The 24,022-nt window shown below is 73.1% G+C and carries 26 protein-coding genes and 1 riboswitch; of the genes, 18 read left to right on the forward strand and 8 right to left on the reverse strand.

The features are described from left to right. On the forward strand, positions 1-345 hold a 345-nt coding region (locus BLW04_RS13075; protein WP_139306745.1), incomplete at its 5' end, for a transposase. Positions 346-355: 10 nt separating this feature from the next. Here BLW04_RS13075 and BLW04_RS13080 read toward each other — a convergent pair. Beyond that, on the reverse strand, positions 356-829 hold the full coding sequence (locus tag BLW04_RS13080) for a MarR family winged helix-turn-helix transcriptional regulator (RefSeq protein WP_254781480.1): 474 nt from the start codon (positions 827-829) through the stop codon (positions 356-358). Between the two features lie 84 nt (positions 830-913). Here BLW04_RS13080 and BLW04_RS13085 point away from each other — a divergent pair, with 84 nt between their 5' ends. The 4 genes from BLW04_RS13085 to BLW04_RS13100 all read left to right on the forward strand — a co-directional run bounded on the left by BLW04_RS13085 (position 914) and on the right by BLW04_RS13100 (position 3,236). Then, complete coding sequence (locus tag BLW04_RS13085) at positions 914-1,297, forward strand: DUF3040 domain-containing protein (protein ID WP_139306838.1); 384 nt, start codon at positions 914-916, stop codon at positions 1,295-1,297. Then, entirely contained in the window at positions 1,297-2,214 is a 918-nt protein-coding gene (locus tag BLW04_RS13090) for a slipin family protein (protein WP_091541619.1), read from the forward strand. Before BLW04_RS13085 ends, BLW04_RS13090 begins: the two co-directional genes overlap by 1 nt. Positions 2,215-2,301: 87 nt before the next feature. Further along, on the forward strand, positions 2,302-2,655 hold the full coding sequence (locus BLW04_RS13095; RefSeq protein ID WP_091541622.1) for a DUF488 domain-containing protein: 354 nt from the start codon (positions 2,302-2,304) through the stop codon (positions 2,653-2,655). A 192-nt stretch (positions 2,656-2,847) separates the two neighbouring features. After that, positions 2,848-2,910, forward strand: a riboswitch (guanidine-III (ykkC-III) riboswitch). An 11-nt stretch (positions 2,911-2,921) separates the two neighbouring features. After that, entirely contained in the window at positions 2,922-3,236 is a 315-nt protein-coding gene (locus tag BLW04_RS13100) for a DMT family transporter (RefSeq protein WP_091541856.1), read from the forward strand. A gap of 27 nt (positions 3,237-3,263) precedes the next feature. Here BLW04_RS13100 and BLW04_RS13105 read toward each other — a convergent pair whose 3' ends face one another. Beyond that, on the reverse strand, positions 3,264-4,085 hold the full coding sequence (locus BLW04_RS13105) for an IclR family transcriptional regulator (protein WP_091541625.1): 822 nt from the start codon (positions 4,083-4,085) through the stop codon (positions 3,264-3,266). A gap of 90 nt (positions 4,086-4,175) precedes the next feature. Between BLW04_RS13105 and hutH the strand changes: the two genes are divergently transcribed. After that, positions 4,176-5,726 carry a histidine ammonia-lyase gene (gene hutH / locus BLW04_RS13110; protein ID WP_254781484.1) on the forward strand — a complete coding sequence of 517 codons (1,551 nt, stop codon included), beginning with the start codon at positions 4,176-4,178 and terminating at the stop codon, positions 5,724-5,726. 73 nt (positions 5,727-5,799) lie between these two features. Further along, positions 5,800-7,461 carry a urocanate hydratase gene (hutU, locus tag BLW04_RS13115; RefSeq protein WP_091541632.1) on the forward strand — a complete coding sequence of 554 codons (1,662 nt, stop codon included), beginning with the start codon at positions 5,800-5,802 and terminating at the stop codon, positions 7,459-7,461. A 30-nt stretch (positions 7,462-7,491) separates the two neighbouring features. Here hutU and hutI read toward each other — a convergent pair whose 3' ends face one another. From hutI to BLW04_RS13130, 3 genes are read right to left on the reverse strand one after another with little or no spacing between them, the layout of a single operon-like run. After that, entirely contained in the window at positions 7,492-8,703 is a 1,212-nt protein-coding gene (gene hutI, locus BLW04_RS13120) for an imidazolonepropionase (RefSeq protein WP_091541635.1), read from the reverse strand. Continuing rightward, positions 8,688-10,031 (reverse strand): formimidoylglutamate deiminase, encoded by a 1,344-nt coding sequence (locus tag BLW04_RS13125; RefSeq protein WP_175484043.1) that lies wholly within the window; start codon positions 10,029-10,031, stop codon positions 8,688-8,690. The genes hutI and BLW04_RS13125 overlap by 16 nt, the downstream gene beginning before the upstream one ends. Then, positions 10,028-11,311, reverse strand: coding sequence for an allantoate amidohydrolase (locus BLW04_RS13130; RefSeq protein ID WP_217631027.1), 1,284 nt, complete (start codon positions 11,309-11,311; stop codon positions 10,028-10,030). Before BLW04_RS13130 ends, BLW04_RS13125 begins: the two co-directional genes overlap by 4 nt. A gap of 209 nt (positions 11,312-11,520) precedes the next feature. On the opposite strand from BLW04_RS13130, the gene BLW04_RS13135 reads away from it, so the two are divergent. The 10 genes from BLW04_RS13135 to gcvP all read left to right on the forward strand — a co-directional run bounded on the left by BLW04_RS13135 (position 11,521) and on the right by gcvP (position 20,931). Then, complete coding sequence (locus BLW04_RS13135) at positions 11,521-12,180, forward strand: CDP-alcohol phosphatidyltransferase family protein (protein WP_254781486.1); 660 nt, start codon at positions 11,521-11,523, stop codon at positions 12,178-12,180. Then, a complete protein-coding gene (locus BLW04_RS13140; RefSeq protein WP_091541649.1) occupies positions 12,177-13,118 on the forward strand; it encodes a DUF881 domain-containing protein in 942 nt (313 codons plus the stop codon). Before BLW04_RS13135 ends, BLW04_RS13140 begins: the two co-directional genes overlap by 4 nt. Positions 13,119-13,121: 3 nt before the next feature. Next, positions 13,122-13,454, forward strand: a complete 333-nt coding sequence (locus tag BLW04_RS13145; protein ID WP_091541653.1) for a small basic family protein — start codon at positions 13,122-13,124, stop codon at positions 13,452-13,454. After that, positions 13,451-14,356 (forward strand): DUF881 domain-containing protein, encoded by a 906-nt coding sequence (locus BLW04_RS13150; RefSeq protein WP_091541656.1) that lies wholly within the window; start codon positions 13,451-13,453, stop codon positions 14,354-14,356. Before BLW04_RS13145 ends, BLW04_RS13150 begins: the two co-directional genes overlap by 4 nt. Positions 14,357-14,397: 41 nt before the next feature. After that, complete coding sequence (gene gcvH, locus BLW04_RS13155) at positions 14,398-14,802, forward strand: glycine cleavage system protein GcvH (RefSeq protein WP_091541660.1); 405 nt, start codon at positions 14,398-14,400, stop codon at positions 14,800-14,802. Between the two features lie 264 nt (positions 14,803-15,066). Further along, the gene (locus tag BLW04_RS13160) at positions 15,067-15,588 is read left to right on the forward strand and encodes an oxoglutarate dehydrogenase inhibitor Odhl (RefSeq protein WP_175484036.1); all 522 of its coding nucleotides are present in this window, start codon (positions 15,067-15,069) and stop codon (positions 15,586-15,588) included. Positions 15,589-15,634: 46 nt separating this feature from the next. Further along, positions 15,635-16,396 carry a transcriptional regulator FtsR gene (locus BLW04_RS13165; RefSeq protein ID WP_254781488.1) on the forward strand — a complete coding sequence of 254 codons (762 nt, stop codon included), beginning with the start codon at positions 15,635-15,637 and terminating at the stop codon, positions 16,394-16,396. Positions 16,397-16,482: 86 nt separating this feature from the next. Further along, positions 16,483-16,983: a bifunctional nuclease family protein gene (locus BLW04_RS13170; protein WP_091541666.1), complete on the forward strand. Its 501-nt coding sequence runs from the start codon at positions 16,483-16,485 to the stop codon at positions 16,981-16,983. Between the two features lie 259 nt (positions 16,984-17,242). Beyond that, complete coding sequence (locus BLW04_RS13175; RefSeq protein ID WP_254781513.1) at positions 17,243-17,779, forward strand: MerR family transcriptional regulator; 537 nt, start codon at positions 17,243-17,245, stop codon at positions 17,777-17,779. A 104-nt stretch (positions 17,780-17,883) separates the two neighbouring features. Continuing rightward, a complete protein-coding gene (gene gcvP / locus BLW04_RS13180; protein ID WP_091541672.1) occupies positions 17,884-20,931 on the forward strand; it encodes an aminomethyl-transferring glycine dehydrogenase in 3,048 nt (1,015 codons plus the stop codon). A 105-nt stretch (positions 20,932-21,036) separates the two neighbouring features. Here gcvP and BLW04_RS13185 read toward each other — a convergent pair whose 3' ends face one another. Next, complete coding sequence (locus BLW04_RS13185; RefSeq protein WP_091541675.1) at positions 21,037-21,228, reverse strand: DUF5999 family protein; 192 nt, start codon at positions 21,226-21,228, stop codon at positions 21,037-21,039. A 165-nt stretch (positions 21,229-21,393) separates the two neighbouring features. After that, positions 21,394-22,353 carry a type I pantothenate kinase gene (gene coaA, locus BLW04_RS13190; RefSeq protein ID WP_091541679.1) on the reverse strand — a complete coding sequence of 320 codons (960 nt, stop codon included), beginning with the start codon at positions 22,351-22,353 and terminating at the stop codon, positions 21,394-21,396. A 112-nt stretch (positions 22,354-22,465) separates the two neighbouring features. Here coaA and BLW04_RS13195 point away from each other — a divergent pair, with 112 nt between their 5' ends. Then, the gene (locus BLW04_RS13195; protein ID WP_091541682.1) at positions 22,466-23,272 is read left to right on the forward strand and encodes a GNAT family N-acetyltransferase; all 807 of its coding nucleotides are present in this window, start codon (positions 22,466-22,468) and stop codon (positions 23,270-23,272) included. A gap of 52 nt (positions 23,273-23,324) precedes the next feature. Here BLW04_RS13195 and BLW04_RS13200 read toward each other — a convergent pair whose 3' ends face one another. Further along, a complete protein-coding gene (locus BLW04_RS13200) occupies positions 23,325-23,858 on the reverse strand; it encodes a YbhB/YbcL family Raf kinase inhibitor-like protein (protein ID WP_091541685.1) in 534 nt (177 codons plus the stop codon). Between the last annotated feature and the right edge of the window lie 164 nt (positions 23,859-24,022).

The following is a 24,022-nucleotide window of genomic DNA, read 5'->3' on the forward strand; positions in this document are numbered from 1 at the left end:
CTGCTGGAGGCGCACCACAGTGGCGACACCGGCGCGTTCCGGCTGCTGGCGGACAAGGCGTACTCCCATCCCAGTACGCGGGCGCACCTGCGGGCGAAGAAGATCGCTCACACGATTCCCGAACGCAGCGACCAGATCGCACGCCGCAAGGCCAAGGGCTCGGCCGGTGGGCGACCACCGGCCTGCGATGCCGAGCTCTACAAGGACCGCAACACCGTCGAACGCGGGTTCGGCCGGCTCAAGCAGTGGCGCGCTATCGCCACCCGCTACGACAAATACGCCACCACCTACCTCGGCGGTGTCCTCCTCGGCTGCATGATCATCCATCACCGCGTCCGCAGTTAGCAGACACGCTCTAGTCGGAGGTATGCCAGTGGGGGAGTGCCAGGACGGCGTCCATGCGGCGGAGCTCGTCGCGGTGCAAGGCGCTGAGCCGGCTCAGGAGCTGCTCACCTGCAGCCGTCAGCAGAACCCGCACGGCGCGGGCGTCAATGGGGTCCGGAACCCGCTGGACCAGCCCTTCGGCCTCTGCCCGGTTGACCAGCTCCCCGACGCTGTGGTGGCGCAACTGCAGCCGATCGGCCAGTTCCCGGATCACCGCCCAGTCGCGCCCGGGAAAGCCCTTGAGCGCCAGCATGAGCTGGTACTGCTGAGGGGTGACGCCGCGGCCGCGCACCGTCTCCTCGCTGAATCGCAGGTACCGCCGGATGCCGAAGCGGAACCGGGCCAGGGCCTCGAAGTCCTCTTTGCTGAGAGGCGGCGAGTCGGCTGTCGACTCCGCGAGCACAGCGGGAGCAGCCAGGGACTGCGCGTCCTGTTGGCTGGCCACGCCGGCACTGTATCGTGTTACGATATTTTCTGTTGGAGGCTCCCCGCACGAGCCCGGAGCCAGGCCACCGTGGGGAGGCCGATCGTGCTCAGTGATCACGAACGACGGGTGCTGGACGAATTCGAGCGTCAGTTCGCCGCCCAGGCCCAGGAGTCCGGTGGACCGGGTCCCGTCTCCCGGCCGCCTCGACGCTGGAACAGCCATCAGCCCGCGGGCCGCGCCGTCGTCATGGTGGGCTGCCTTGCCGCCATCTTGCTCATCACCGGCGCGGCCAACGCCGCGCTCGCACTGATCGCCGCCGCTGCACTCGGATGGTCGTTGTGGCGCTTCTGGCCACAGTTGCACGATGACGGTGTGATCACCGTGTCGGAGAAGGTGCCCGACGGCCCCGCGCGCGCGGCGTCGAGGCCTCGGCCGGGCGGCGAGTGGCTGTCGCGGTACCTCAAGGGCATCTCCGAGGTGCAGTGATGGTGCTATACGTGCTGCTGGGGATCGTCGTCGTGGCGCTGTTCCTGCTGGGCTCCAGCGTCCGGGTCATCACGCAGTTCGAGCGCGGTGTCGTCTTCCGCTACGGCCGGGCGCTCCCGCAGCTCCGGGCTCCCGGGTTGACCGTGCTGCTGCCCGGGGCCGACCGGCTGCACAAGGTGAACATGCAGATCATCACCATGCCGGTGCCGGCCCAGGACGGCATCACCCGCGACAACGTCACCGTTCGGGTCGACGCCGTCGTCTACTACCGCGTCTTCGACCCGATGAAGGTGATCGTCGACGTGCAGAACTACGAGTCGGCCATCGGTCAAGTCGCTCAGGCGTCGCTGCGTTCGATCATCGGCAAGAGCGACCTCGACGACCTGTTGTCCAACCGGGAGCGGCTCAACCAGGGCCTGGAGCTGATGATCGACAGCCCCGCCGTCGACTGGGGCGTCCACATCGACCGGGTCGAGATCAAGGACGTCGCCCTGCCCGAGTCCATGAAGCGGTCGATGTCCCGGCAGGCCGAGGCCGAACGGGAACGGCGCTCCCGGGTCATCACTGCCGAGGGTGAGCTGCAGGCATCGGAAAAGCTGGCGCAGGCCGCCGCGGTGATGGCCGAGCATCCCGCCGCCCTTCAGCTCCGGCTGCTCCAGACCGTCGTGGAGGTCGCCTCGGAGAAGAACTCCACCCTGGTGCTGCCCTTTCCGGTCGAGCTGCTCCGGTTCCTCGAGCGGTCGACCCTCTCGGCACCAGTGCCATCCAGTGACCAGGCCGGCGGAACGGCGGCCAGTGCGGCCGCCGGCACGGTTCCGGACCGGGCACCCTCCCGAGTGTCGGGACCGGACGGCGTCTCGGCGTCATCGGCCTTGCCCGCGGCCGTCGTGGACGCCTCCAGCGATGCCCGGTCATGACCCGGAGCCAGGAGTGAGGACCCCGACCCGACGCCGTTCCTCGCCGACCGCTGCCCGACCGGAAGGTGGGCCCGGAACGAGCAGGCCATGGGGGTGATCAGGCTGGCGCGCGTCTACGACCCCCGCGGGGACGGCGATGAGCCCGCCTTCCTGGTGGAGCGGCTCTGGCCGCGCGGCATTCGACGCGATGCGCTGAACCTGACCGAGTGGCTCCCCGAGGTCGGCCCCAGTTCCGAGCTGCGGAAGTGGTTCGACCACCGGCCGGGGCGGTGGGCGGAGTTCCAGCGACGCTACGTCGCCGAACTCGACGAACACCCCGAGCGGTGGCGCCCGTTGAGCGAGGCCGCGGGCGCCGGGGACATCACGCTGCTGTACAGCTCCCGGGACGTCGAGCACAACAACGCAGTGGTGCTACGCGACTTCCTGATGCGTTCGGCGTGACGCAGGCGCAGTCCAGCCGTCGCCGGATCAGGCCCCGAGGAACGGCGGCGTGGCGCCCGATCAGGTGGGCCGCGCAGAGCGAGGGCGCGGACACAGCGCCCTGGGAACCCAGCACGGCCACGGCCACGGGGGTGAGGGCGCAGTCCCGTGGTGCCAGCTGTGCGCGTCCGGCGCGGGGCATGGAACCATGGCGTCGAGCCCGGCAGGCTCCCGGACGAGCGGTGCCGTACCCGGTGTGCGACAAGACGGCGCCTGGGGAGATCCGGATGTCGTGGCTCGTGCTGGTCCTGTCCGGCGTCCTCGAGGCGGTATGGGCCACGGCCCTGGACAAGTCCGAGGGGTTGAGTCGGCTGACTCCCTCGATCGTCTTCGTCGTCGGGCTCGCCCTGAGCATGGGCGGTCTCGCCTATGCGATGCGGGAGCTGCCCGTGGGGGCGTCCTATGCGGTCTGGGTGGGCATCGGCGCCGTCCTCACCGTCGCCTACGCGATGGCCACCGGCGCGGAGTCGATGTCCGCACTGAAGGTGCTGTTCCTCGCGGGGATCGTCGGTTGCGCCATCGGGCTGAAGGTCATCGGTTAGCTGGTCGGCTGTCACTGGTCATGCCGGTCACGTGCGCTGACCGCCCGCGCGAGGGGAGTGCCCACCGATCCGGCGGGTCAGCTCGGCGGCAGCCCTGATCAGGCGGAGCGCGAGCGGGTGGCGGTCGGCCGGGTCGAGGCCGTCGGACGGATAGGTCACGGCCACACCGGCGACCGGCAGCCCGGAGTGGTCGTAGACGGCCGTGGCCACGGACGCGAAGCCCGGCGTCACCTCGCCATCCTCGGTGGCATAGCCCGTCTGCCGGACCTGGGAGAGGATGCGCCGCAGCGCTGAGAGCGACGACGGCCCTCCGCCGTGCCGCTCCACGAAGGCGCCGGCGTCGGGAAAGAGGGCTCGGACGTGGGTGGCCGGCAGGTCGGCCAGCACCGCTCGGCCGCTCGCCGTGAGCTGCGCCGGTAGGCGCACCCCGACGTCGGTCACGAGCGAGGGTCGGCCGGGGGCACGCTCCTCGACGACGTAGAGGACCTCGCGGCCGTGCAGCACCGCCAGGTGTGCGGAGTGACCGACCGAATCGACGAGCCGGCCCAGCACGGGGCGGGCCAACCGGGCCAGCGGCTCCTGACGTAGGTAGGCCGTACCGAGCTCGAAGGCGCCGACCCCGAGACCGTACCGGCGCTCCTCGGGCAGGTGCACGACGAACCCGGCGGCCATCAGTTCGGTCAGCAGGTGGTACATCGTCGACCGCGGGAGGTCGAGGTCCCGTGCCAGCGCCGCCGCCGGCACGGGACCGGGTTGGCGTGCCATCGCCTGCAGGACCGCAAGTGCCTGTCGCGCTGCGGGAACTCCGCCACGGGTCTTTCGGCGGCCGTTATCCGCGCCACAGGCCATCGGGTCAGCCTAGGGTCCATGTCTGGCATACCGGACACCAGTGCTCCGAGACGTCTGTGCTCCCCGCCGTCCGCGGTGTGCGATGGGCACGTGAACGCAGATCAGATCCTCGTGGGCATCAGCCCGGTCCACCCGGACGACGTCGTGCGGGTCGCCCGCTCGGGCACCGGTGTCCGGCTTGCCGGCGATGCGCTGGCTGAGATCGCCCGGAGCCGGGAGGTCATCCACTCGCTGGCGAACGACGACCAACCGCACTACGGCGTGTCCACCGGCTTCGGCGCCCTGGCAACCAAGCACATCCCGGTACCGATGCGGGCGCAGCTCCAGCGGGGCCTGATCCGCTCGCATGCGGCCGGCAGCGGCCCCGAGGTGGAGCGCGAGGTCATCCGCGCGCTGATGCTGCTCCGGCTCTCCACCCTGGCCACCGGCCGTACCGGCGTGCGGGTCGCGACGGCGCAGGCCTACGCCGCGATGCTGGACGCCGGCCTGACCCCCGTCGTGCACGAGTACGGGTCGCTGGGGTGCTCGGGCGACCTCGCGCCGCTGGCCCACGTCGCCCTCGCGCTCATGGGCGAGGGCGAGGTGCGCGACGCCGGCGGGACGTTGCGGCCGGCTGCCGAGGCGCTGCGCGAGAAGGGGATCGAGCCGGTCGAGCTGGCCGAGAAGGAGGGGCTGGCGCTGGTCAACGGCACCGATGGCATGCTCGGGATGCTGGTGATCGCGCTGGCCGACCTCCGCCGGTTGCTGACCACGGCCGATGTGGCCGCCGCCATGAGCGTAGAGGCCCTGCTGGGCACCGACGCGGTGTTCGCCGAGGACCTCCAGGCGTTGCGCCCCCATCCGGGGCAGGCCGGCTCAGCCGCGAACCTGCGTATGCTGCTGGCCGGCAGCGGCGTCATGGCCAGCCACCGCGGCCCCGAGTGCACCCGCGTGCAGGACGCCTACTCGTTGCGCTGCGCACCGCAGGTGCACGGAGCTGCGCGGGACACCGTCGCCCACGCCGCCGCGGTCGCTGGTCGCGAGCTGGCCGCGGCCATCGACAACCCGGTGGTGACCGTCGACGGCCGGGTGGAGTCCAACGGCAACTTCCACGGCGCTCCGGTCGCCTACGTGCTGGACTTCCTGGCGATCGCCGCCGCCGACGTCGCCAGCATGAGCGAGCGGCGGACCGACCGGTTCCTCGACGTCTCCCGGAACCACGGCCTGACCCCGTTCCTGGCCCACGACCCCGGGGTGGACTCCGGCCACATGATCGCGCAGTACACCGCCGCCGGGATCGTCAGCGAGATGAAGCGCCTGGCGGTGCCGGCCAGCGTCGACTCCATCCCGTCCTCGGCCATGCAGGAGGACCACGTGTCCATGGGCTGGGCCGCAGCACGCAAGCTCCGCCGTGCGGTCGACGGCCTGACCCGGGTGCTGGCGATCGAGATCCTCACCGCCGCCCGGGCGCTGGACCTGCGTGCCCCGCTGCAGCCGGCGCCCGCCACCGCGGCCGTGCGGAACGCCGTCCGGGCGGCCGGCGTGGCCGGACCGGGCCCGGACCGCTACCTCGCCCCCGAGATCGAGGCCGTCGTCGACGCGGTCCGTACCGGCGCCGTCCTCACCGCCGCGCAGCACGCCGTTCCGGCGCCGCTGTCCTGACCCGACCACCTGTCGCGGCCTCCGACCGGCCGCGCCGGACAAGCCCACCCAGCCGAGGCAAGGAGAGACAGACATGGACGGAGCACGGCCGGTCCGCGCGAACCGCGGGACCACGCTGACGGCACGGAGCTGGCAGACCGAGGCCCCGCTGCGGATGCTGCAGAACAACCTCGACCCCGAGGTGGCCGAGCGGCCCGACGACTTCGTCGTCTACGGCGGCACCGGGCGGGCGGCCCGCGACTGGAACAGCTTCGACGCCATGGTGCGCACGCTGACCACGCTGGCGGACGACGAGACGATGCTCGTGCAGTCCGGGCGGCCGGTCGGGGTGATGCGCACCCACGAGTGGGCGCCCCGGGTGCTGATCGCCAACTCCAACCTGGTCGGGAACTGGGCGACCTGGCCGGAGTTCCGCCGGCTGGAGCAGCTGGGTCTGACCATGTACGGCCAGATGACCGCCGGGTCGTGGATCTACATCGGCACCCAGGGCATCCTGCAGGGCACCTACGAGACGTTCGCCGCGGTCGCCGCGAAGCGGTACGGGGGCACGCTGGCCGGCACGCTCACCCTCACCGGCGGCTGCGGCGGCATGGGCGGCGCTCAGCCGCTCGCCGTGACCCTCAACGGCGGCGTCTGCCTGGTGGTCGACGTCGACGGGAGCCGGCTGCGCCGCCGGGTCGGGCACCGCTACCTCGACGAGGTCGCTGACGACCTGGACGACGCGATCCGGCGGTGCCTGGCCGCCAAGCGGGATCGGCGGGCGCTGTCGGTGGGGCTGATCGGCAACGCCGCCACCGTCTTTCCGGAGCTGCTGCGCCGCGGCGTCGAGATCGACATCGTGACCGACCAGACCTCCGCGCACGACCCGCTGTCCTACCTGCCCGAAGACGTCGACCTGGGCGACTGGCACGACTACGCGGCGGCCAAGCCCGGGGAGTTCACCGACCGGGCCCGCGCCTCGATGGCCCGCCACGTGGAGGCCATGGTCGGTTTCCTGGACGCCGGCGCGGAGGTCTTCGACTACGGCAACTCCATCCGCGACGAGGCGCGTCAGGGTGGCTTCGAGCGGGCCTTCGCCTTTCCCGGCTTCGTGCCGGCCTACATCCGCCCGCTGTTCTGCGAGGGCAAGGGCCCGTTCCGGTGGGCCGCACTGTCCGGGGACCCCAAGGACATCGCGGCGACCGACCGCGCCGTCCTGGACCTGTTCCCCGACAACGACCACCTGCAGCGCTGGATCCGCGCCGCCCAGGACAAGGTCGCCTTCCAGGGCCTGCCGGCCCGGATCTGCTGGCTCGGGTACGGCGAGCGCGACGTCGCCGGGCTGCGCTTCAACGAAATGGTGGCCAGCGGGGAGATCAGCGCACCCATCGTGATCGGCCGCGACCACCTGGACGCCGGCTCGGTGGCCTCGCCGTACCGGGAGACCGAGGCGATGGCCGACGGCTCGGACGCGATCGCCGACTGGCCGCTGCTCAACGCCCTGGTCAACACGGCCTCCGGGGCCAGTTGGGTGTCGATCCACCACGGCGGGGGTGTGGGCATCGGACGGTCGACCCACGCCGGCCAGGTCAGCGTGGCCGACGGGACCGAACTGGCCGCGCAGAAGCTGGCGCGAGTGCTGACCAACGACCCCGGCATGGGCATCATCCGGCACGTCGATGCCGGCTACGAGCTCGCCGATCAGGTCGCGCGGGACCGCGTTCCGATGCACGAGGGAGGGGACGCCACGGCGTGAGCCGACCGCGGTCGGCCGCGACGCCCCCGGTCATCCCGACGGTTCCGCCGGCGTGGGGGAGCGGTCCTCGCCGGCAGCCACGCCGCCGCGCCACACCCGGGCGACGAGCGGGACCCCGGGTCGGTAGGACAGGTGCACGTGGGAGGGCGCGTCCAGCAGCACCACGTCGGCGCGGGCGCCCACCCCGAGGTGCCCGGCGTCGGAGCGCCGCAGTGCTCGCGCGCCGCCGAGGGTCGCCGCCCAGACCGCCTCGTCGGGGGTCATCCGCATCTCCCGGACCGCGACGGCGATGCAGAACGGCATGTTGGTCGTGAAGCTGGAACCCGGGTTGCAGTCGGCGGCCAGTGCCACGGTGACCCCGGCGTCCAGCAGGCGCCGCGCGTCGGGATAGGGCGCCCGGGTGGAGAACTCCGCCCCCGGCAGCAGGGTGGCGACCGTCCGGCTGGCCGCCAGCGCCTCGACGTCGCCGTCGGTGACGTGGGTGACGTGGTCGGCGGAGGCCGCGTCGAACTCCACGGCGATCTGCACGCCCGGGCCAGGCCCGAGCTGGTTGGCGTGGAGCCGGGGGACCAGCCCCCGGGCGACTCCGGCACGCAGGACGGCCCGGGTCTGGTCACCGTCGAAGGCGCCGCGTTCGCAGAAGACGTCGATCCACCTGGCCGTCGGCGCGCAGGCGTCCAGCATCGTGGAGCAGACCAGGTCGACGTAGTCGTCGGCGCGGTCGGCGTACTCGGGCGGAACGACGTGGGCGCCCAGGAAGGTGAGCTCGTCGGTGTGCGCCGCCGCGACCTCCAGGCTGCGCTGCTCGTCGGCGACGGTGAGGCCGTAGCCGGACTTGCACTCGATCGTCGTCGTGCCCGACCGCAGCGCCTCGGCCACGAGGACGGCGACCGTGCCACCGAGGTCCGTACGGGAGGCCGCCCGCGTCGCCGCGACCGTCGTCCGGATCCCGCCGGCCGTGTAGGGCTGCCCGGACATGCGCGCGGCGAACTCCGCCGTGCGGTCACCGGCGAAGGCCAGGTGGCCGTGGCTGTCGACGAAGCCGGGCAGGACGGCCCGGCCTCCGGCGTCCACCCGCTCGGTGGCGGCGCCCTCCGGGATGGATCTCCGTGGCCCGGCCCAGGCGACCACGCCGTCGGCGACGACCAGCGCGGCATCGGACAGGAGGCCCAGCGGCCCGTCTCCCAGCGACGGGTCGTTGGTGACCAGACTGCCGATGTTGTCGATCAGCAGGCCGGCCATGGCAGCACCGCCCTGATCGCCGAGGTCAGGTCCCCGGCGACATCGTCGACCAGCAGGTGGTGCCCTCGGGCAACGACCCGGCGGCCGCCCACCACGACGTCCTGGACGTCGGCCGCGCCCGCCGCGAACACCAGCGACTCCAGCAGCGTCGCCGGCTCGGCGCCGGCCAGGCGGACCGAACCCAGCCCGACGGTCACGAAGTCGGCCAGGGCGCCCACGGTCAGGCTCCCGGCCTCCGGCCAGCCCAGCGAGCGGTGGCCGTCGCTGGTCGCGGCCCGGAGCAGTTCGGCGGCTCCCCAGTGGCCGCGCCGCTCCGACGCCAGTCGCTCGTCGAGCTCCACGGCCCGGGTCTCCTCGAACAGGTCGATGACGGCGTTGCTGTCACTGCCCAGCGACAGCGGCGCACCGCCGTCGGCCAGCGTCCGGGCCGGCCCGATGCCGTCGGCCAGGTCCCGTTCGGTGGTCGGGCACATGCAGATGGTCGTCGCCGACTCGCCGAGCAGGCCGATGTCGCGGGACGTCAGGTGCGTCGCGTGCACCGCCGTGGACAGCGGCCCGAGCCCGCCGTGGTCGCCGATCAGCTGGGCGGGTGTGCAGCCGTGGGCGGCCAGGCAGGCCTCGTTCTCGGCGCGCTGCTCGGACAGGTGGAAGTGCAGCGGTGCCTGCCGCTCCTGTGCCCACTGCGTCACGGTCGTGAGCTGGTCGGCCTGCACCGCCCGTACCGAGTGGATGGCGGCGCCGATCCGCACATGGTCGTCGTCCGTCAGAGCCGAGACCCGGTCGGCCCACGCTGCGGCATCGCCGTCACCGAAGCGCAGCTGCGGGCCCTGCAGCTGCTCACCGATGCCGCCGGACAGGTAGCAGGCATCGAGCAGGGTGATCCGGATCCCCGCATCGCGGGCCGCGGCGAGCAGCGCCTCGCCGACGACATTGGCCCCGGCATGGGGCACGCCGCCGGGCCCGTGGTGCAGGTAGTGGAACTCCCCGACGCAGGTGATCCCGGCCAGCGCCATCTCGGCGTAGGTCGCGAGCGCCAATGCGTAGTAGGAGTCCGGCGTCAGGACGGCGGCCACGGTGTACATGTCCTCCCGCCAGGTCCAGAACGTCCCGCCGGACCGGTGCGTGCGCCCCCGCAACGCCCGGTGGAAGGCATGCGAATGGCTGTTCGCCATCCCCGGCAGGGTGAGCCCGGGCAGGTGCGTGGCGTCGGGCGGCCGCTCGACGCCGGTCCGGATGGCCGAGATCCGCTCGCCGGCGACCTCGATCAGCACATCGGCGTCGGCTTGGGCGCCCCCGAGCCAGGCGTGGTCGGTGAAGTACCGGATCATCGGCACGACAGATCCTCGAGCACCGCGGCCAGGGCGCGCACTCCCGCCACGCAGTCGACCGCAGAGGCGTACTCGGCGGGGCTGTGGCTGACGCCGGTCGGATTGCGCACGAACAACATCGCGGTCGGCACCCTGGCGGAGAGGATCCCGGCATCGTGTCCGGCGCCGGTGGGCAGTTCCGGGACACCGCCGAGGACCTCGTGGATGCGGTTCCGCAGTCGCGCGTCGAAGTCGACGACGGGGGAGTAGGACTCCCGGGTCACCTCGACCGTCGTGTCGGCGGAACTCGCGGCGCGTTGCGCTGTCGTAGTGATCGCGGCGACGAGGTCGGCCACGGTGGTCTCGTCGGGAGCGCGGCTGTCCAGCCACGCGTCGACCCTCGATGGGATGGCGTTGGTCCCGTTCGGCACCACGTGGACCTTGCCGACGGTCGCCACGGCGCCCGCCTGCTCGGCGAGTGCCCGGGCAGCCAGGACCGTCGAGGCGAACGGCAGCATGGGGTCCCGCCGGTCGACCAGCCGGGTGGCGCCGGCGTGGTTGGCCTCTCCCTCGAAGCGGAAGCGCCACCGGCCGTGCGGCCAGATGGCCGTGGCAACCCCGACCGCTGCGCCGAGGTGGACCAGTCGCTGCCCCTGCTCGACGTGCAGCTCGACGAAGTCGCCGATCCACGACAGCGCCTCGTCGTCCCGCCCCATCGTGGACGGGTCCGCACCGGCCCGCTGCATCGACTCGGCCAAAGTGTGGCCGTCGACGTCCCGCAGGCCCCGGGCGCGGTCCGGATCGAGCACCCCGGTGAGCAGCTGGCTGCCGATGCAGGCCACGCCGAAGCGGGCTCCTTCCTCGTCGCAGAAGTTGGTCACCGCTATCGGCCGGCCGGGCTCCACACCCCGGGCACGGAGCAGGTCCACGGCCAGGAACCCGGAGACCACCCCGAGAGGGCCGTCGTACACCCCGCCGTCGGGAACGCTGTCGAGATGGCTGCCGGTCACCAGGGCGCCGGTGGCCGGTGCCCCCCACCAGGCCCACTGGTTCCCGTTCCGGTCGCAGTGGTAGTCCATGCCCCGCTGCGACGCCTGTTCGGCGAACCAGGCCCGCAGCTCCAGGTCGACGGCCGTCCAGGCGAAACGCCGGTAACCGCCGGTCCGGCCGTTGCGGCCGATCCCGGCCAGGAACTCCCAGGTCCGCTGGAACTGGCCGTCCAAAGCGCCCTCGACCGAGGAGGGCGCGGCTGCCTGCCGCATCGACGGATGTCCAGGCGGGAAGAGCTGCTCTGTGTCCATGGGTCCATCGCACACCGTTCCTCTCCGCGGGCCCATACCTGCGAGGACACCGTCGTCTCGGATGTCAGACTGTGCGGCGCCGACGCGCCCGCCGAGGCGGCGGTGACGGTTGCTGACCCGACGCGCCCGGGACGCGCTGACCTGGCGTGCCCAGCTCGTCGGTGCCGGGCACTAACCTGGCCTGCGGTGGACGGCGAGGCGGAGGACCGGTGACGGCGACGGACGGTCGGGCAGGCGGGATGCCGCCCGGCGGACGGGCCGGCGCGGCGACGGCGGCGTCCCGCGACGACCTGGGCGACCGGGTGCTCACGCTGCCCAATGCGCTGTCGGTGCTGCGGCTGCTGGGCGTACCGGTGTTCCTCTGGCTGCTGCTGGGGCCGCACGCCGACGGCTGGGCGATCGTGGTGCTCGCCGTCGCCGGGTTCACCGACTGGGCCGACGGCAAGCTCGCCCGCGCCCTCGGCCAGTCCAGCCGGCTCGGCGCCCTGCTCGATCCAGCCGCCGACCGGCTGTACATCATTGCCACGCTGGTGGCCTTCGTGCTGCGCGACGTCGTCCCGCTGTGGGTGGTCGGGGTCCTCGTCGGCCGGGAGGTGGTGCTGGGGGGAACGCTGCTCGCGCTCCACCGGGCCGGCTGGCCGCCGCTGCAGGTGCACTACCTCGGCAAGGCCGCCACCTTCCTGTTGCTCTACGCCTTCCCGTTGTTGTTGCTGGCCGACGGCGAGAACCCGGTCGCCGCCGTCGCCCGGCCGATCGCCAACGCGCTCACCGTGTGGGGCGGCGTCCTCTACCTGCTGGCCGGCGTGCTCTACGTCGTCCAGGCGGTGGGGCTGATCCGGGGTGCCCGGTTCGCCGGCGGCGCCTCGTGAACGCACCGGCGACGGCGCCGGGCCGACCGCGCTCGCTGGGAGCCTCGCTGCTGGACCAGGTGCTCGCCGAGACGCTGGACCCGGCCTACGCCCAGGCCGCCGAGGCCCGGGCCGCCCGCGCCGCCGCCGACCCCGGGGCGGCGGCCCGCCGGTCCACCCGGCGGTTCCCCCGCGGCCAGGTGCTGGTGGCGCTGACTCTGGTGCTCGCCGGTTTCCTCAGCGCCGTCACCTACCGGGAGGCCGCGGCGGGCGCCCAGGGCCGGCAGCAGGTCCGCGAGGCGCTGATCGACGACATCAACCGGCAGTCCGCGGCCACCGACGAACTCGCCGACCAGTTGGAGGCGCTGACCGCCGACGTCACGCGCACCCGTGCCGAGGCGCTGACCGCCAGCGCGGTCGGCCAGCGCGCGCTGGGGCGCCTGCAGGTGGCCGAGCAGGGCGCCGGGCTGGTCGCGGTCTCCGGACCCGGCCTGGAGGTCACGGTCGGCAACGCGGCGCCGGACTCCGACTCCGACCCGGTGGGCGGCTCCCCGGCGGTCGCCGAGAGCGGCCTGGTGCAGGACAGCGACCTCCAGCTGGTGGTGAACGCGCTGTGGTCGGCCGGCGCCGAGGCGATCAGCATCAACGGCCAGCGGCTGGGTCCCACCACGACCATCCGGCAGGCCGGCGGCGCCGTCCTGGTCGACTTCCGGCCGGTCGCCAGCCCGTACCAGGTGCTGGCGGTGGGCGACCCCGACGACCTGGCCAACGGCTTCCTGAGCTCTCCGGAGGCGTCCTACGTGGTCGGGCTGCAGCAGGAGTACGGCCTGCAGTTCGACTTCGCCCGGGCCGACGACCTGTCGCTGCCCGCCGGGACCATCCCCGAGGTGCGCTGGGCCCAGCCACTGAACGGCCCGGCCGACCCGTCCTCCCCCCAGACCCCCACCGACGGAGACTGACGCGTGATCCCGATCATCGGCCTCGCCGTCGGCGTGCTGGCCGGTCTGCTGCTGGACCCCAGCGTTCCGCTGTGGCTGCAGCCCTACCTGCCCATCGCGGTGGTCGCGGCGCTGGACGCCGTTTTCGGTGGTGTGCGCGCCCGGTTCGACGGCATCTTCGACGCCAAGGTCTTCGTCGTGTCCTTCGTCTCCAACGTCGTCGTCGCCGCGCTCATCGTGTTCCTGGGCGACCAGCTCGGCGTCGGCGCGCAGCTGTCCACGGCGGTCGTGGTAGTGCTGGGCATCCGGATCTTCGCCAACGCTGCGGCCATCCGGCGGCACCTGTTCCGGGCATGACCGGGCGGGGACCTGACGCCGGGGGACCTGACGCCGGGGGACCTGACGTCGGGGGACCGGCGCCCGGGGAACCGGGACCGGCGGACCCGGCCGCGGTCGACCCGGTCGAGTCGGCTGACGTCCCCGCGGACGACGCACGGGAGGAGGGGGCGCGGAAGGAGAGGGCGCGGAAGGAGAGGGCGCCGGAGGAGAGCCCGCCGGTCGTCGCCGTCCGCCGCCACCGGGAGCCACTGGCCGCCGCGCTGATCGGCGTGCTCACCTTGTTGCTCGGTTTCGCCTTCGCCGTCCAGGTGCGCAGCACCGACGACGACCAGGCGCTGGCCGGCTCCCGGGAGGAGGACCTGATCCGCATCCTCGACGACCTCACCGGCCGTGAGGACCGGCTCCGGCTGCAGATCTCCGAACAGCGCAGCGCCCTCGCCCAGCTGAACGGCACGGGCGGCCAGTCGGCCGAGGCGCTGGACGAGGCGCGCCGGCGGGCGGAGACTCTCGGCATCCTCAACGGCACGCTGGCCGCCGAGGGCCCGGGCCTGGAGATGACCATCGGCGACCCGGCGGGGCGGGTGACCGCGGCGGTCGTGGTCAAGGTCCTGCAGGAGCTGCGCGCCGCCGGTGCGGAGACGATGCAGGTCGACGACGTCCGGGTGGGCGCCAGCACGGCGGTCACCGGCACACCCGGGGACCTGGAGCTCGACGGCCGGCCGGTGTCGGCCCCCTATGTCTTTCGGGTCATCGGCTCGCCGGAGACCATGGCCACCGCGATGAACATCCCGAACGGGGTCGCCCGTACGGTGCGGCTGCGCGACGGCACCATCGAAGTCGTCCAGTCCGACCACGTCGTCGTCGACGCGTTGCGGGTGCTCGAACGCCCTCAATACGCTGAGCCCACCGACGGCGACTGACCGTCCCACCCGCAGCACCCCTGATCCCCTGGAGACGCCGCATGGCCACGCCCGACGACCGTCGCTACACCGAGCAGCACGAGTGGGTACTGGTCCAGGGGTCCGACGGCGACGCGACGGTGGTGCGGATGGGCATCACCGACCACGCCCAGGACGCCCTGGGTGACATCGTGTTCGTGCAGCTCCCGGAGGTCGGCGAGGCGGTGACCGTCGGAAACCCCGTCGGCGAGGTCGAGTCGACCAAGTCCGTGTCGGACGTCTACAGCCCCGTCGCCGGGGTCGTCTCGGCGCGGAACGAGGCGCTTGAGGCCACCCCGGAGCTGGTGAACTCCGACCCCTACGGGGACGGCTGGCTGATCGAGGTCAGCGTGACCGGGAACGGCGGGGACCCCACCGCGGGACTGCTGGACGCCGCCGCGTACCAGGCCTTCGCCGACGGGTCGTGATCGACCACCGCCGCCGACGGCGCAGCCGGCGATCACTATGATCGCTTCCACGACCGAGGTCGCTCCGCTCCGTGCGGAGGGCCCCGGTGACACCCTGGACACCTGGTTGACCCTCGGGCCGACCGACTGGTTCCATGACCTCGGCCCGACCGCGACCCCGCGGTGGCCGACCCGCGACGGACCGCCCGGTCCGTTGTCCGCCGGCCGACCGCGGCCCGTACCACCGGCGCGCGGCGGTGCCGCCTGCCACCGGAGGAGACCGACGTGCACTGCACTCGATGTGGCCACCAGAACCCCGAGGGCAGTCGCTTCTGCGCGCAGTGCGGGGCGGCTCTGAGCCCGGAGCGCGTGGGCGAGTCGACCAGCGTGATCCCCAAGGTCGGTGGCGAGGACTCCAGCGAGCAGACCGAGATGGCCGAGTCCTCCGCCGACGCGCACGCCGGTGCCGTCGAGTCCCTTCCGGCGGGCTCGGCCCTGTTGGTGGTCAAGCGCGGGCCCAACGCCGGCAGCCGCTTCCTGCTCGACCAGGACGTCACCACCGCCGGCCGGCACCCCGACAGCGACATCTTCCTCGACGACGTGACCGTCAGCCGTCGGCACGTGGAGTTCCACCGCGAGGGCGGCGGCTTCACCGTGCACGACGTCGGGAGCCTCAACGGCACCTACGTCAACCGCGAGCCGGTCGACGTCGCCTCCCTCGCCGGCGGCGACGAGGTGCAGATCGGCAAGTTCCGGCTGGTCTACCTGACCGGTCCGCGGACCGGCGAGCCGGCCGCCGGGGCATGAGCCCGCTCTCGGCCTCGGTGCGGACCGGAATCGAGGGTTGAGGCAGGTGCCCCAGGCCAGCGGCAGCGCGGACCGGGACACCACCTCCGAGAATGCGCCACGCCTGACCATCGGCGAGGTGCTCGCCCGGCTGCGCGGGGAGTTCCCCGACGTCACGATCAGCAAGATCCGGTACCTCGAGGCCGAGGACCTGGTCCATCCGCAGCGGACGCCGTCGGGCTACCGGAAGTTCTCCGACGTCGACGTGTCCCGGCTGCGGTACGTGCTGGCCGCCCAGCGCGACCAGTACCTCCCGTTGCGGGTGATCAAGGAGCAGCTCGGGGCGCTGGACCGGGGTGAGACGCTGCCCGGGCTCCAGGCGGAGCACGCGCCACCGGGCGACGGTGTGGCCGTGGGCGGCGTCGTCGCCCTGCCCGACCTCGCTGACCTCCCGCCGACGGCGCCGCTGAATGCGGAGGAGTTCGCCGCCGCGGCCGGCCTGGACGACGTCCAGCTGGCCGACTGCGTGCAGTTCGGGCTGGTGGCACGGGACTCCGCGGGCCGGCACGAGATCAGTGACCTGCCGGTGGCCCGGGCGGTCGCCGGGCTCGCCCAACACGGCATCGAGCCCCGGCATCTGCGCGCCTACCGCACCGGCGCGGAACGCGAGGCTGCGCTGCTCGAGCAGTTGGTCGCTCCCGTGCTGCGGGCCCGTTCCGAGGAGGCGCGGGCCCGCGCCACCGAGCAGCTGGGCGAGCTCGCGGCCCTCTCGGTGCAGCTGCACACCGCACTGCTGGAGGCCCGGCTCCGCGACGTCCTGGGCTCCTGACGCTGGGCGTAACGTTGACTCAGGACGGGCGCGGGGAGACGGTCCGCCGTCCTCCCGCAGGGGGATCGCAGCGGAGGGAGCCAGCCGTGCAGGAGCTCAGAGTCGTGGGCGTCCGGGTCGAGCTGCCCGGCAACCAGCCCATCCTGCTGCTGAAGGAGGCCCAGGGGGAGCGCTACCTGCCGATCTGGATCGGTGCGGTGGAGGCCGCCGCCATCGCCTTCGAGCAACAGGGGGTCCGGCCGGCGCGGCCGATGACCCACGACCTGCTGCGCGAGGTGGTCACCGCCCTGGGGGCGAGCCTGCAGGCGGTGCACATCACCGAGATGCGCGACGGCATCTACATCGCCGAGCTGCTCTTCGGCAACGAGCGCACGGTCAGCGCGCGCCCGTCGGACGCCGTCGCCCTCGCCGTCCGCACCGGTGCCCCCATCTACGGCGCCGAGGCCCTGCTCGACGAGGTCGGGATCGAGATCCCCGACGAGCAGGAGGACGAGGTCGAGAAGTTTCGCGAGTTCCTGGACAACATCAGTCCGGAGGACTTCGGCGCGGGCTCCGGCTCCGCGGGGCGGCCTGACCCCGAGGGATGAGCCGGGCGGCGCTCGGCGCGCCTCGGTTGACCGGCCTCCCGACCCGGCCTACGGTCAGTCGAATCACCGCCGTGGAACTCATCTGTCCTGCGGCGCTGACCGTCGCCCGATCTCGGGCTCCGGTGTGGGACACGAGGAGGCGCGCCGACGTGAGGGAGCTTGCGAGCGAACGCAGGAGCACAGCAGCTCCGCGAACGCGGCCGACGAGCGCCAGCGAGGAGGTCTCGTGAGCGACGAGGACAACGGCGCGCAGGGTCAGCTGTTCCCCGACGCGGCAGTCGGCGTGCCCCGCTACGACGAGGTGGACACCGACCAGGTCGGGTACCGCGGGCCGACCGCATGTTCGGCCGCTGGTATCACCTATCGGCAGTTGGACTACTGGGCCCGTACCGGGTTGGTCGCACCTTCGGTGCGGACCGCCACCGGCTCGGGCACTCAGCGGCTCTACTCCTTCCGCGACATCCTGGTGCTCAAGGTCGTCAAGCGGCTGCTGGACACCGGCGTCTCGCTGCAGAACATCCGCAAGGCCGTGGACCACCTGCGCTCCCGCGGCGTCCGGGAGCTGGCCAACATCACCCTGCTCTCCGACGGCGCGACCGTCTACGAGTGCACCTCCGCCGAGGAGGTCGTCGACCTGCTGGCCGGTGGACAGGGCGTGTTCGGCATTGCCGTCTCCGGCGCGCTGCGGGAACTGGCCGGAGAACTGGCCGAGCTGCCGGCCGAGCGCCTGGACAGCAGTGGCAACGCAGTCGACGACGAACTGTCCGCGCGCCGCCGCCGGCGCGCGACTGCCTAGAGGAAGGACCCCTCTGCCCCCCACCGCTCGCAGGCTCGCAGCGGGACCCTGCAGAAGAACCAGACGTTCTTGGCGTGTCATCGGCCGCTGGTAGCGTCGACGCAATGGTCGACCGTTCGTCTGCGCCGGACGGGACGGCGATCCCGCCCCTGGCCGGATCGCTGCCGTCACTGTCCGCACTCTCGCCCGCCGGGTCGTTCGCCGCCCGGCACATCGGCCCCGGGCCCGACGACACGGCGGCCATGCTCGCCGCCGTCGGCCACGACTCGCTGGAGTCACTGGCCGACGCCTGTGTCCCGGAGAGCGTCCGGGACCGCACCCCGCTGGACCTGCCCGCGGCCCGCGACGAGGCCGCGGTGCTGCGCGACCTCCAGGAGCGCGCGTCGGCCAACGAGGTGTTCACCTCGATGATCGGCCTGGGCTACTCCGGCACGGTCACCCCGGCGGTCATCCAGCGGAACATCCTGGAGAACCCGGCCTGGTACACCGCCTACACGCCCTACCAGCCCGAAATCAGCCAGGGCCGGCTCGAGGCACTGATCAACTTCCAGACGATGGTCGCCGACCTCACCGGCCTGCCGGTGGCCGGCGCGTCCATGCTGGACGAGGCCACGGCCGCCGCCGAGGCGATGACCCTGGTGCGGCGGGCGGGGCGCGCCAAGCCCGACACGGTGTTCGTCGTCGACGCCGACACCCTCCCGCAGACCCTCGCCGTGCTGCAGACGCGTGCCGAGCCGCTCGGCATCGGGCTGCACGTCACCGACCTGTCCGCCGGCTGGCCGGCCGACCTCCCCGCGGCCGGCGCGTTCGGCGTGCTGCTGTCCTACCCGGGTGCCAGCGGCGCCGTCCGCGACCACCGGGCGCTGGTCACCGCCGCGCACGAGGCCGGTGCGGCCGTCGTGGTCGCCGCCGACCTGCTCGCCCTCACCCTGCTCGAGGCCCCCGGGGAGTGGGGTGCCGACGTCGCCTGCGGCACCACCCAGCGCTTCGGCGTCCCGATGGGATTCGGTGGCCCGCACGCCGGCTACCTGTCGGTCCGGGAGGGGCTGGCCCGGCAGCTACCCGGCCGCCTCGTCGGTGTCTCGGTCGACGCCGACGGCGACGTGGCCTACCGGCTGGCGCTGCAGACCCGCGAGCAGCACATCCGCCGGGAGAAGGCAACCAGCAACATCTGCACCGCCCAGGTACTGCTGGCTGTGATGGCCGGCGCCTACGCCGTCTACCACGGTCCCGAGGGGCTGGCAGCGATCGCCGCCCGGGTGCACCGCACCGCCGGCGCGCTGGCCGGCTGGCTGCGCGCCGGGGGAGTGGACGTGGTGCACGGGGAGTTCTTCGACACGGTGCTGGCCTCGGTACGCGGGCGGGCCGACGCGGTCGTCGCGGCCGCCGCCGACCGCCGGGTCAACCTGCGGCGGGTCGACGCCGACACCGTGGCGGTCGCCTGCGACGAGACCACGTCGATCGACACCCTGCGCCTGGTGGCCGAGGCGTTCGGCGTCCCGGCGGATGAGGCTGCGCTGGACGACGCCGGCGCCGACGCGCTGCCCGCCGGGCTGCGCCGGGCCACGCCGTTCCTCACCCACCCGGTCTTCTCCGCGCACCGGTCGGAGACCGCGATGCTGCGCTACCTGCGGAAGCTCTCGGACAAGGACCTCGCGCTCGACCGCACGATGATCCCGCTGGGCTCCTGCACCATGAAACTCAACGCCGCGGTGGAGATGGCCGCGATCACCTGGCCGGAGTTCGCCGACCTGCACCCCTTCGCGCCGGCCGGGCAGACCCGCGGCTACGCCCGGCTGATCGCCGAGCTGTGCGAGGGACTGGCCGAGATCACCGGCTACGCCGCGGTGAGCGTGCAGCCCAACGCCGGCTCCCAGGGTGAGTTCGCCGGGCTGCTGGCCATCCGGGGCTACCACCACTCCCGCGGCGACACCCAGCGCGACGTCTGCCTCATTCCGTCCTCGGCGCACGGCACCAACGCCGCCAGCGCCGTCATGGCCGGCATGCGGGTGGTCGTGGTGGCCTGCGACGAGGCCGGCAACGTCGACCTGGCCGACCTGCGGGCCAAGGTCGACCAGCACGCCGACCGGCTGGCCGCGATCATGATCACCTACCCCTCGACCCACGGGGTGTTCGAGACCGAGGTACGTGAGATCTGCGCGGCGGTGCACGACGCCGGCGGGCAGGTCTACGTCGACGGGGCGAACCTCAACGCGCTGGTCGGCCTGGCCCGGCCCGGGCGGTTCGGCTCCGACGTCAGCCATCTCAACCTGCACAAGACCTTCTGCATCCCGCACGGCGGCGGCGGCCCCGGCGTCGGGCCGATCGGCGTCCGGGAGCACCTCGTGCCGTTCCTGCCCGGCCACCCGCTGGTCGAGACCGGCGGTCAGGGTCCGGCGGTGTCCGCGGCGCCGTTCGGCTCGGCCGGCATCCTGCCGATCTCCTGGGCCTACCTGCGGCTGATGGGTCCCGACGGTCTGCTGAAGGCCACCGAGCACGCGATCCTGGCCGCGAACTACGTAGCCGCGCGACTGCGCGAGCACTACCCGGTCCTCTACGCCGGCGCCGACGGCCTGGTCGCGCACGAGTGCATCCTGGACATCCGGCCGCTGACCAAGGCCACCGGCGTGACCAACGACGACATCGCCAAGCGGCTGATCGACCTGGGCTTCCACGCGCCGACGATGAGCTTCCCGGTGGCCGGCACGCTGATGGTCGAGCCCACCGAGAGCGAGGACAAGGCCGAGCTGGACCGGTTCGTCGAGGCGATGGTGCACATCCGCGGCGAGATCGGGAAGGTCGGCTCCGGCGAGTACGACCGGGTGGACAACCCGCTGCGCAACGCCCCGCACACGCTGGCCATGGTCGCGGGGGAGTGGGGCCGACCCTATCCGCGCGAGGTCGCCGTCTACCCGGTGCCCGGGCTGGCCGGGCGGGGCTACCTGGCGCCGGTGCGCCGCATCGACGGCGCGTACGGCGACCGGAACCTGGTCTGCTCCTGCCCCCCCCGGAGGCGTTCGAGGAGCCGCACATGCCGCACCGCCCGGTCGCCACGGTGCCGGACCGCGCGCAGGGCGCGCCGGACGACCTCGGGACGACGGCCGACGTGGTGTCGGTCCAGGTGTGAGAGCCGCGCCCCGAAACTGAGTTGATCATCGGCGGATGGCTGCCCCCGGCGGCGTGTCGCCCAGCCACCCGCCGATGATCAACGGGACGCAGCGTGCACGACGGCTCCGCGACGGGGTCGTGCGCAGCGCTCAGGCGGTGGCGAGCTGCCAACGGCGGGTGAGGACGACCTGGCCGTCGGGGAGCAGCTCGCCGTCGTCGTCGAACAGGAGGACGCCGTTGCACAGCAGGGTCCACCCCTGCTCGGGGTGCCGGCTGATCGGGGCAGCCAGCACACGGTCGTCAGCGGCGGCGTCGGGGCAGGGCACTACGTGGGCACACATCGCGGTTCTCCTCGTCGTCCACCGGCTGGCACCGGGGGAGCGTCCGGGCCGCGTCCGTGCGGCCCGGTTGCGAGTGTGCGCGCCGGTCCCGACGTGGGGTACGGGCGAGACTCGACCAGGTCCCGCGTGCGGATCGTCACAACCCGCCAGTGACGCGCTGGTGGATCAGAGCTTCCGGAGCAGCACCCGACGAACCGAGTGGTCGGCGGCCTTCTGCAGCACCAGCCGGGCCCGGGACCGCGAGGGGGCGATGTTGCTGCGCAGGTTGGGCCCGTTCACCGAGGCCCAGATGCCGCGGGCGGTGGCGACGGCCTCCTCGTCGGTGAGTTCGGCAAAGCGGTGGAAGTAGGCGCCGCTGTCGGCGAAGGCGGTGCGCCGCAGCGCCAGGAAGCGTTCGACGTACCACTGCTGGACGTCGTGCTCGGTGGCGTCGACGTAGACGGAGAAGTCGAAGAAGTCCGAGAGGAACACCTCAGGCACCCGGCCGGCGCCGCCGCCGGCCTGTAGCACGTTGAGGCCCTCGAGGACCAGGACGTCGGGGGAGTCGATCACCTGGCGCTCCCCGGGCAGCACGTCGTAGTCCTGGTGGGAGTACAGCGGTGCGCTGACCTCTGCACGGCCGGACTTCACGTCGGCCAGGAAGCGCAGCAGCGCCCGCCGGTCGTAGCTCTCCGGAAAACCTTTGCGGGCCAGCATCCCCCGGGACCCCAGCACCGCGTTGGGCAGCAGGAAGCCGTCGGTGGTGACCAGGTCGACCCGGGGGGTGTCGGGGCCGGCGGCCAGCAGCGCCTGCAGCAGCCGGGCAGTGGTGCTCTTGCCGACAGCCACGCTGCCGGCCACCGCGATCACGAACGGGACCTTCTCGGTGCGCGCGCCGAGGAACTCCGTCTGCGCCGCCCACAACCGGCGGCTGGCCGCCACGTGCAGGGAAAGCAGCCGGGCCAGCGGCAGGTAGACGGTGGCCACCTCGTCCAGGTCGATCCGGTCGCCCAGCGTGGCCAGTCCGCGGAGGTCGGCGGCGTCCAGCGGCAGGGGTGAGGAGCCCGCCAGGGCCCGCCAGGACGCACGGTCGAAGGCGGTGAAGGGCGAGACCTGCGCTCGCGTCCCGACGGTCACGGCGCCCATCGTGCCGTCTGGGCACCGCGGGCCGTCCGCCCGGGTGCCACGGCCCCCCTCCCGGGTGGCCTGCGGTCGCAGCCGGCCCTGCCGGGCTCCGCCGGCGTCTAGGGTCAGCGACGTGCCGTCCCGTCCTGGGCTGCTCGACCAGATCGAGCGTTACTTCGCCGTTGCCCCGCTGCCGGACGCCCAGGTGCAGCAGGTGGGCCTGCTCGACGTCCCGATCGGCTCGCCGGAGTGGCCCTTTCCGGCCCGCCCGCGGCCCGGCCGGGAGGGCGAGGTAGCGCTGGCCGACGTCCGGACGGCGATGTCCCTGCAGGAGTCCGCCGGCCTGCCCGCCGCGATGGAGTGGCTGGGTGACCGCTGCCGTGGCCTCGCCGGGGTGGCCCGCAGCGCCGGGCTCGTGGTCGACGAGCTGCCGCTGCTGCTTGCCGCCGATCCCGTCGAGGTGCTGCTGCCGGCCGAGGTGCGGCTCTACCTCGTCGGCGCCGATGACCCCGAGCTCGTCCGCTACCAGCGGCTGGCCCAGCTCGCTTTCGCCACACCGGTCGGTGCCGCTGCCCCGGCCGGGCCCGTTGCCGGCCCGTCGGAACTGCCCTCGACCTCGGTGCTGCGCGAGCGGGTGGCCGCCGGCCGGACGGTGATGATGGTCGCCGTCGACGAGGGGCAGCCGGTCGCCGTGGGCTCGCACCAGCCGGTCGAGGTCGACGGGCAGGAGATCAGCGAGGTGGTCGGGGTGGCGACGCTGCCCCGGTTCCGCGGCCGCGGGCTGGGCGCCGGGCTGACCTCGGCCCTGGTCGAGCACGCCCGGCAGAGCGCGGACCTGGTCTTCCTCGCCGCCGGGGACGACGACGTCGCCCGGGTCTACGAGCGGGTCGGCTTCGCCCGGGTGGGCACCAGCTGCCTGGCGGAGCGCCCGGTCCGCTGAGCCGCGCGGGGCCGGCGCCGCTACTGCGGAGCCGGCCCCGCGACTCAACGGGTCACTCCACCTCGTAGGTGGCGACGATGGTGCCCCGGGCGAGCGTGTGGCTGAACAGGTTGAACCCCAGGTACGCCGGTGAGGCGTCGGCCGGGACGCCGAGGTCGTCGGTGTCCAGTGCGTGCACCACCATGAAATACCGGTGCGGGCCGTGCCCGGCCGGCGGTGCCGCGCCGACGAAGCCGGCGAACCCGGCGTCGTTGCGCAGCTGCACGGCACCCTCGGGCAGCCCGGCGTCGGCCGCGCCGCTGGGCAGCTCGGTGACCGAGGCCGGGATGCCAGCGACCGCCCAGTGCCAGAAGCCGCTGGTGGTCGGGGCGTCGGGGTCGTAGACGGTGACGGCGAAGCCGCGCGTCTCGGCAGGGAACTCCGACCAGGACAGCTGTGGGGAGCGGTCCTGACCGTCCAGCCCCATCTTGCCGCTGACGTGCGGCTGGTCCAGCGGCTCGCCGTGCCGGACGTCGGTGCTGGTCACGGTGAAGCTGGGCACCTGGGGCAGGAAGTCGTACGGGTCGGGCGTGGGTCGGCCGGCCATGCCGGGTCCTCCTCGGGTCGTCGGGTCCCCCCACGCGGTCGCCCGGGGGAGCAGCGGTCGCCGGGGAACGGCGCCGCGCCTGCCAGCGACCCTAGGCAGATCCGCGGTGTGCCGCCTGCTCGCCCCGGTCAGCCGACCGGACCACCGCGTGCCCATTGGCACGT

It is taken from the genome of Modestobacter sp. DSM 44400 (assembly GCF_900107175.1).
Lineage (GTDB): Bacteria > Actinomycetota > Actinomycetes > Mycobacteriales > Geodermatophilaceae > Modestobacter.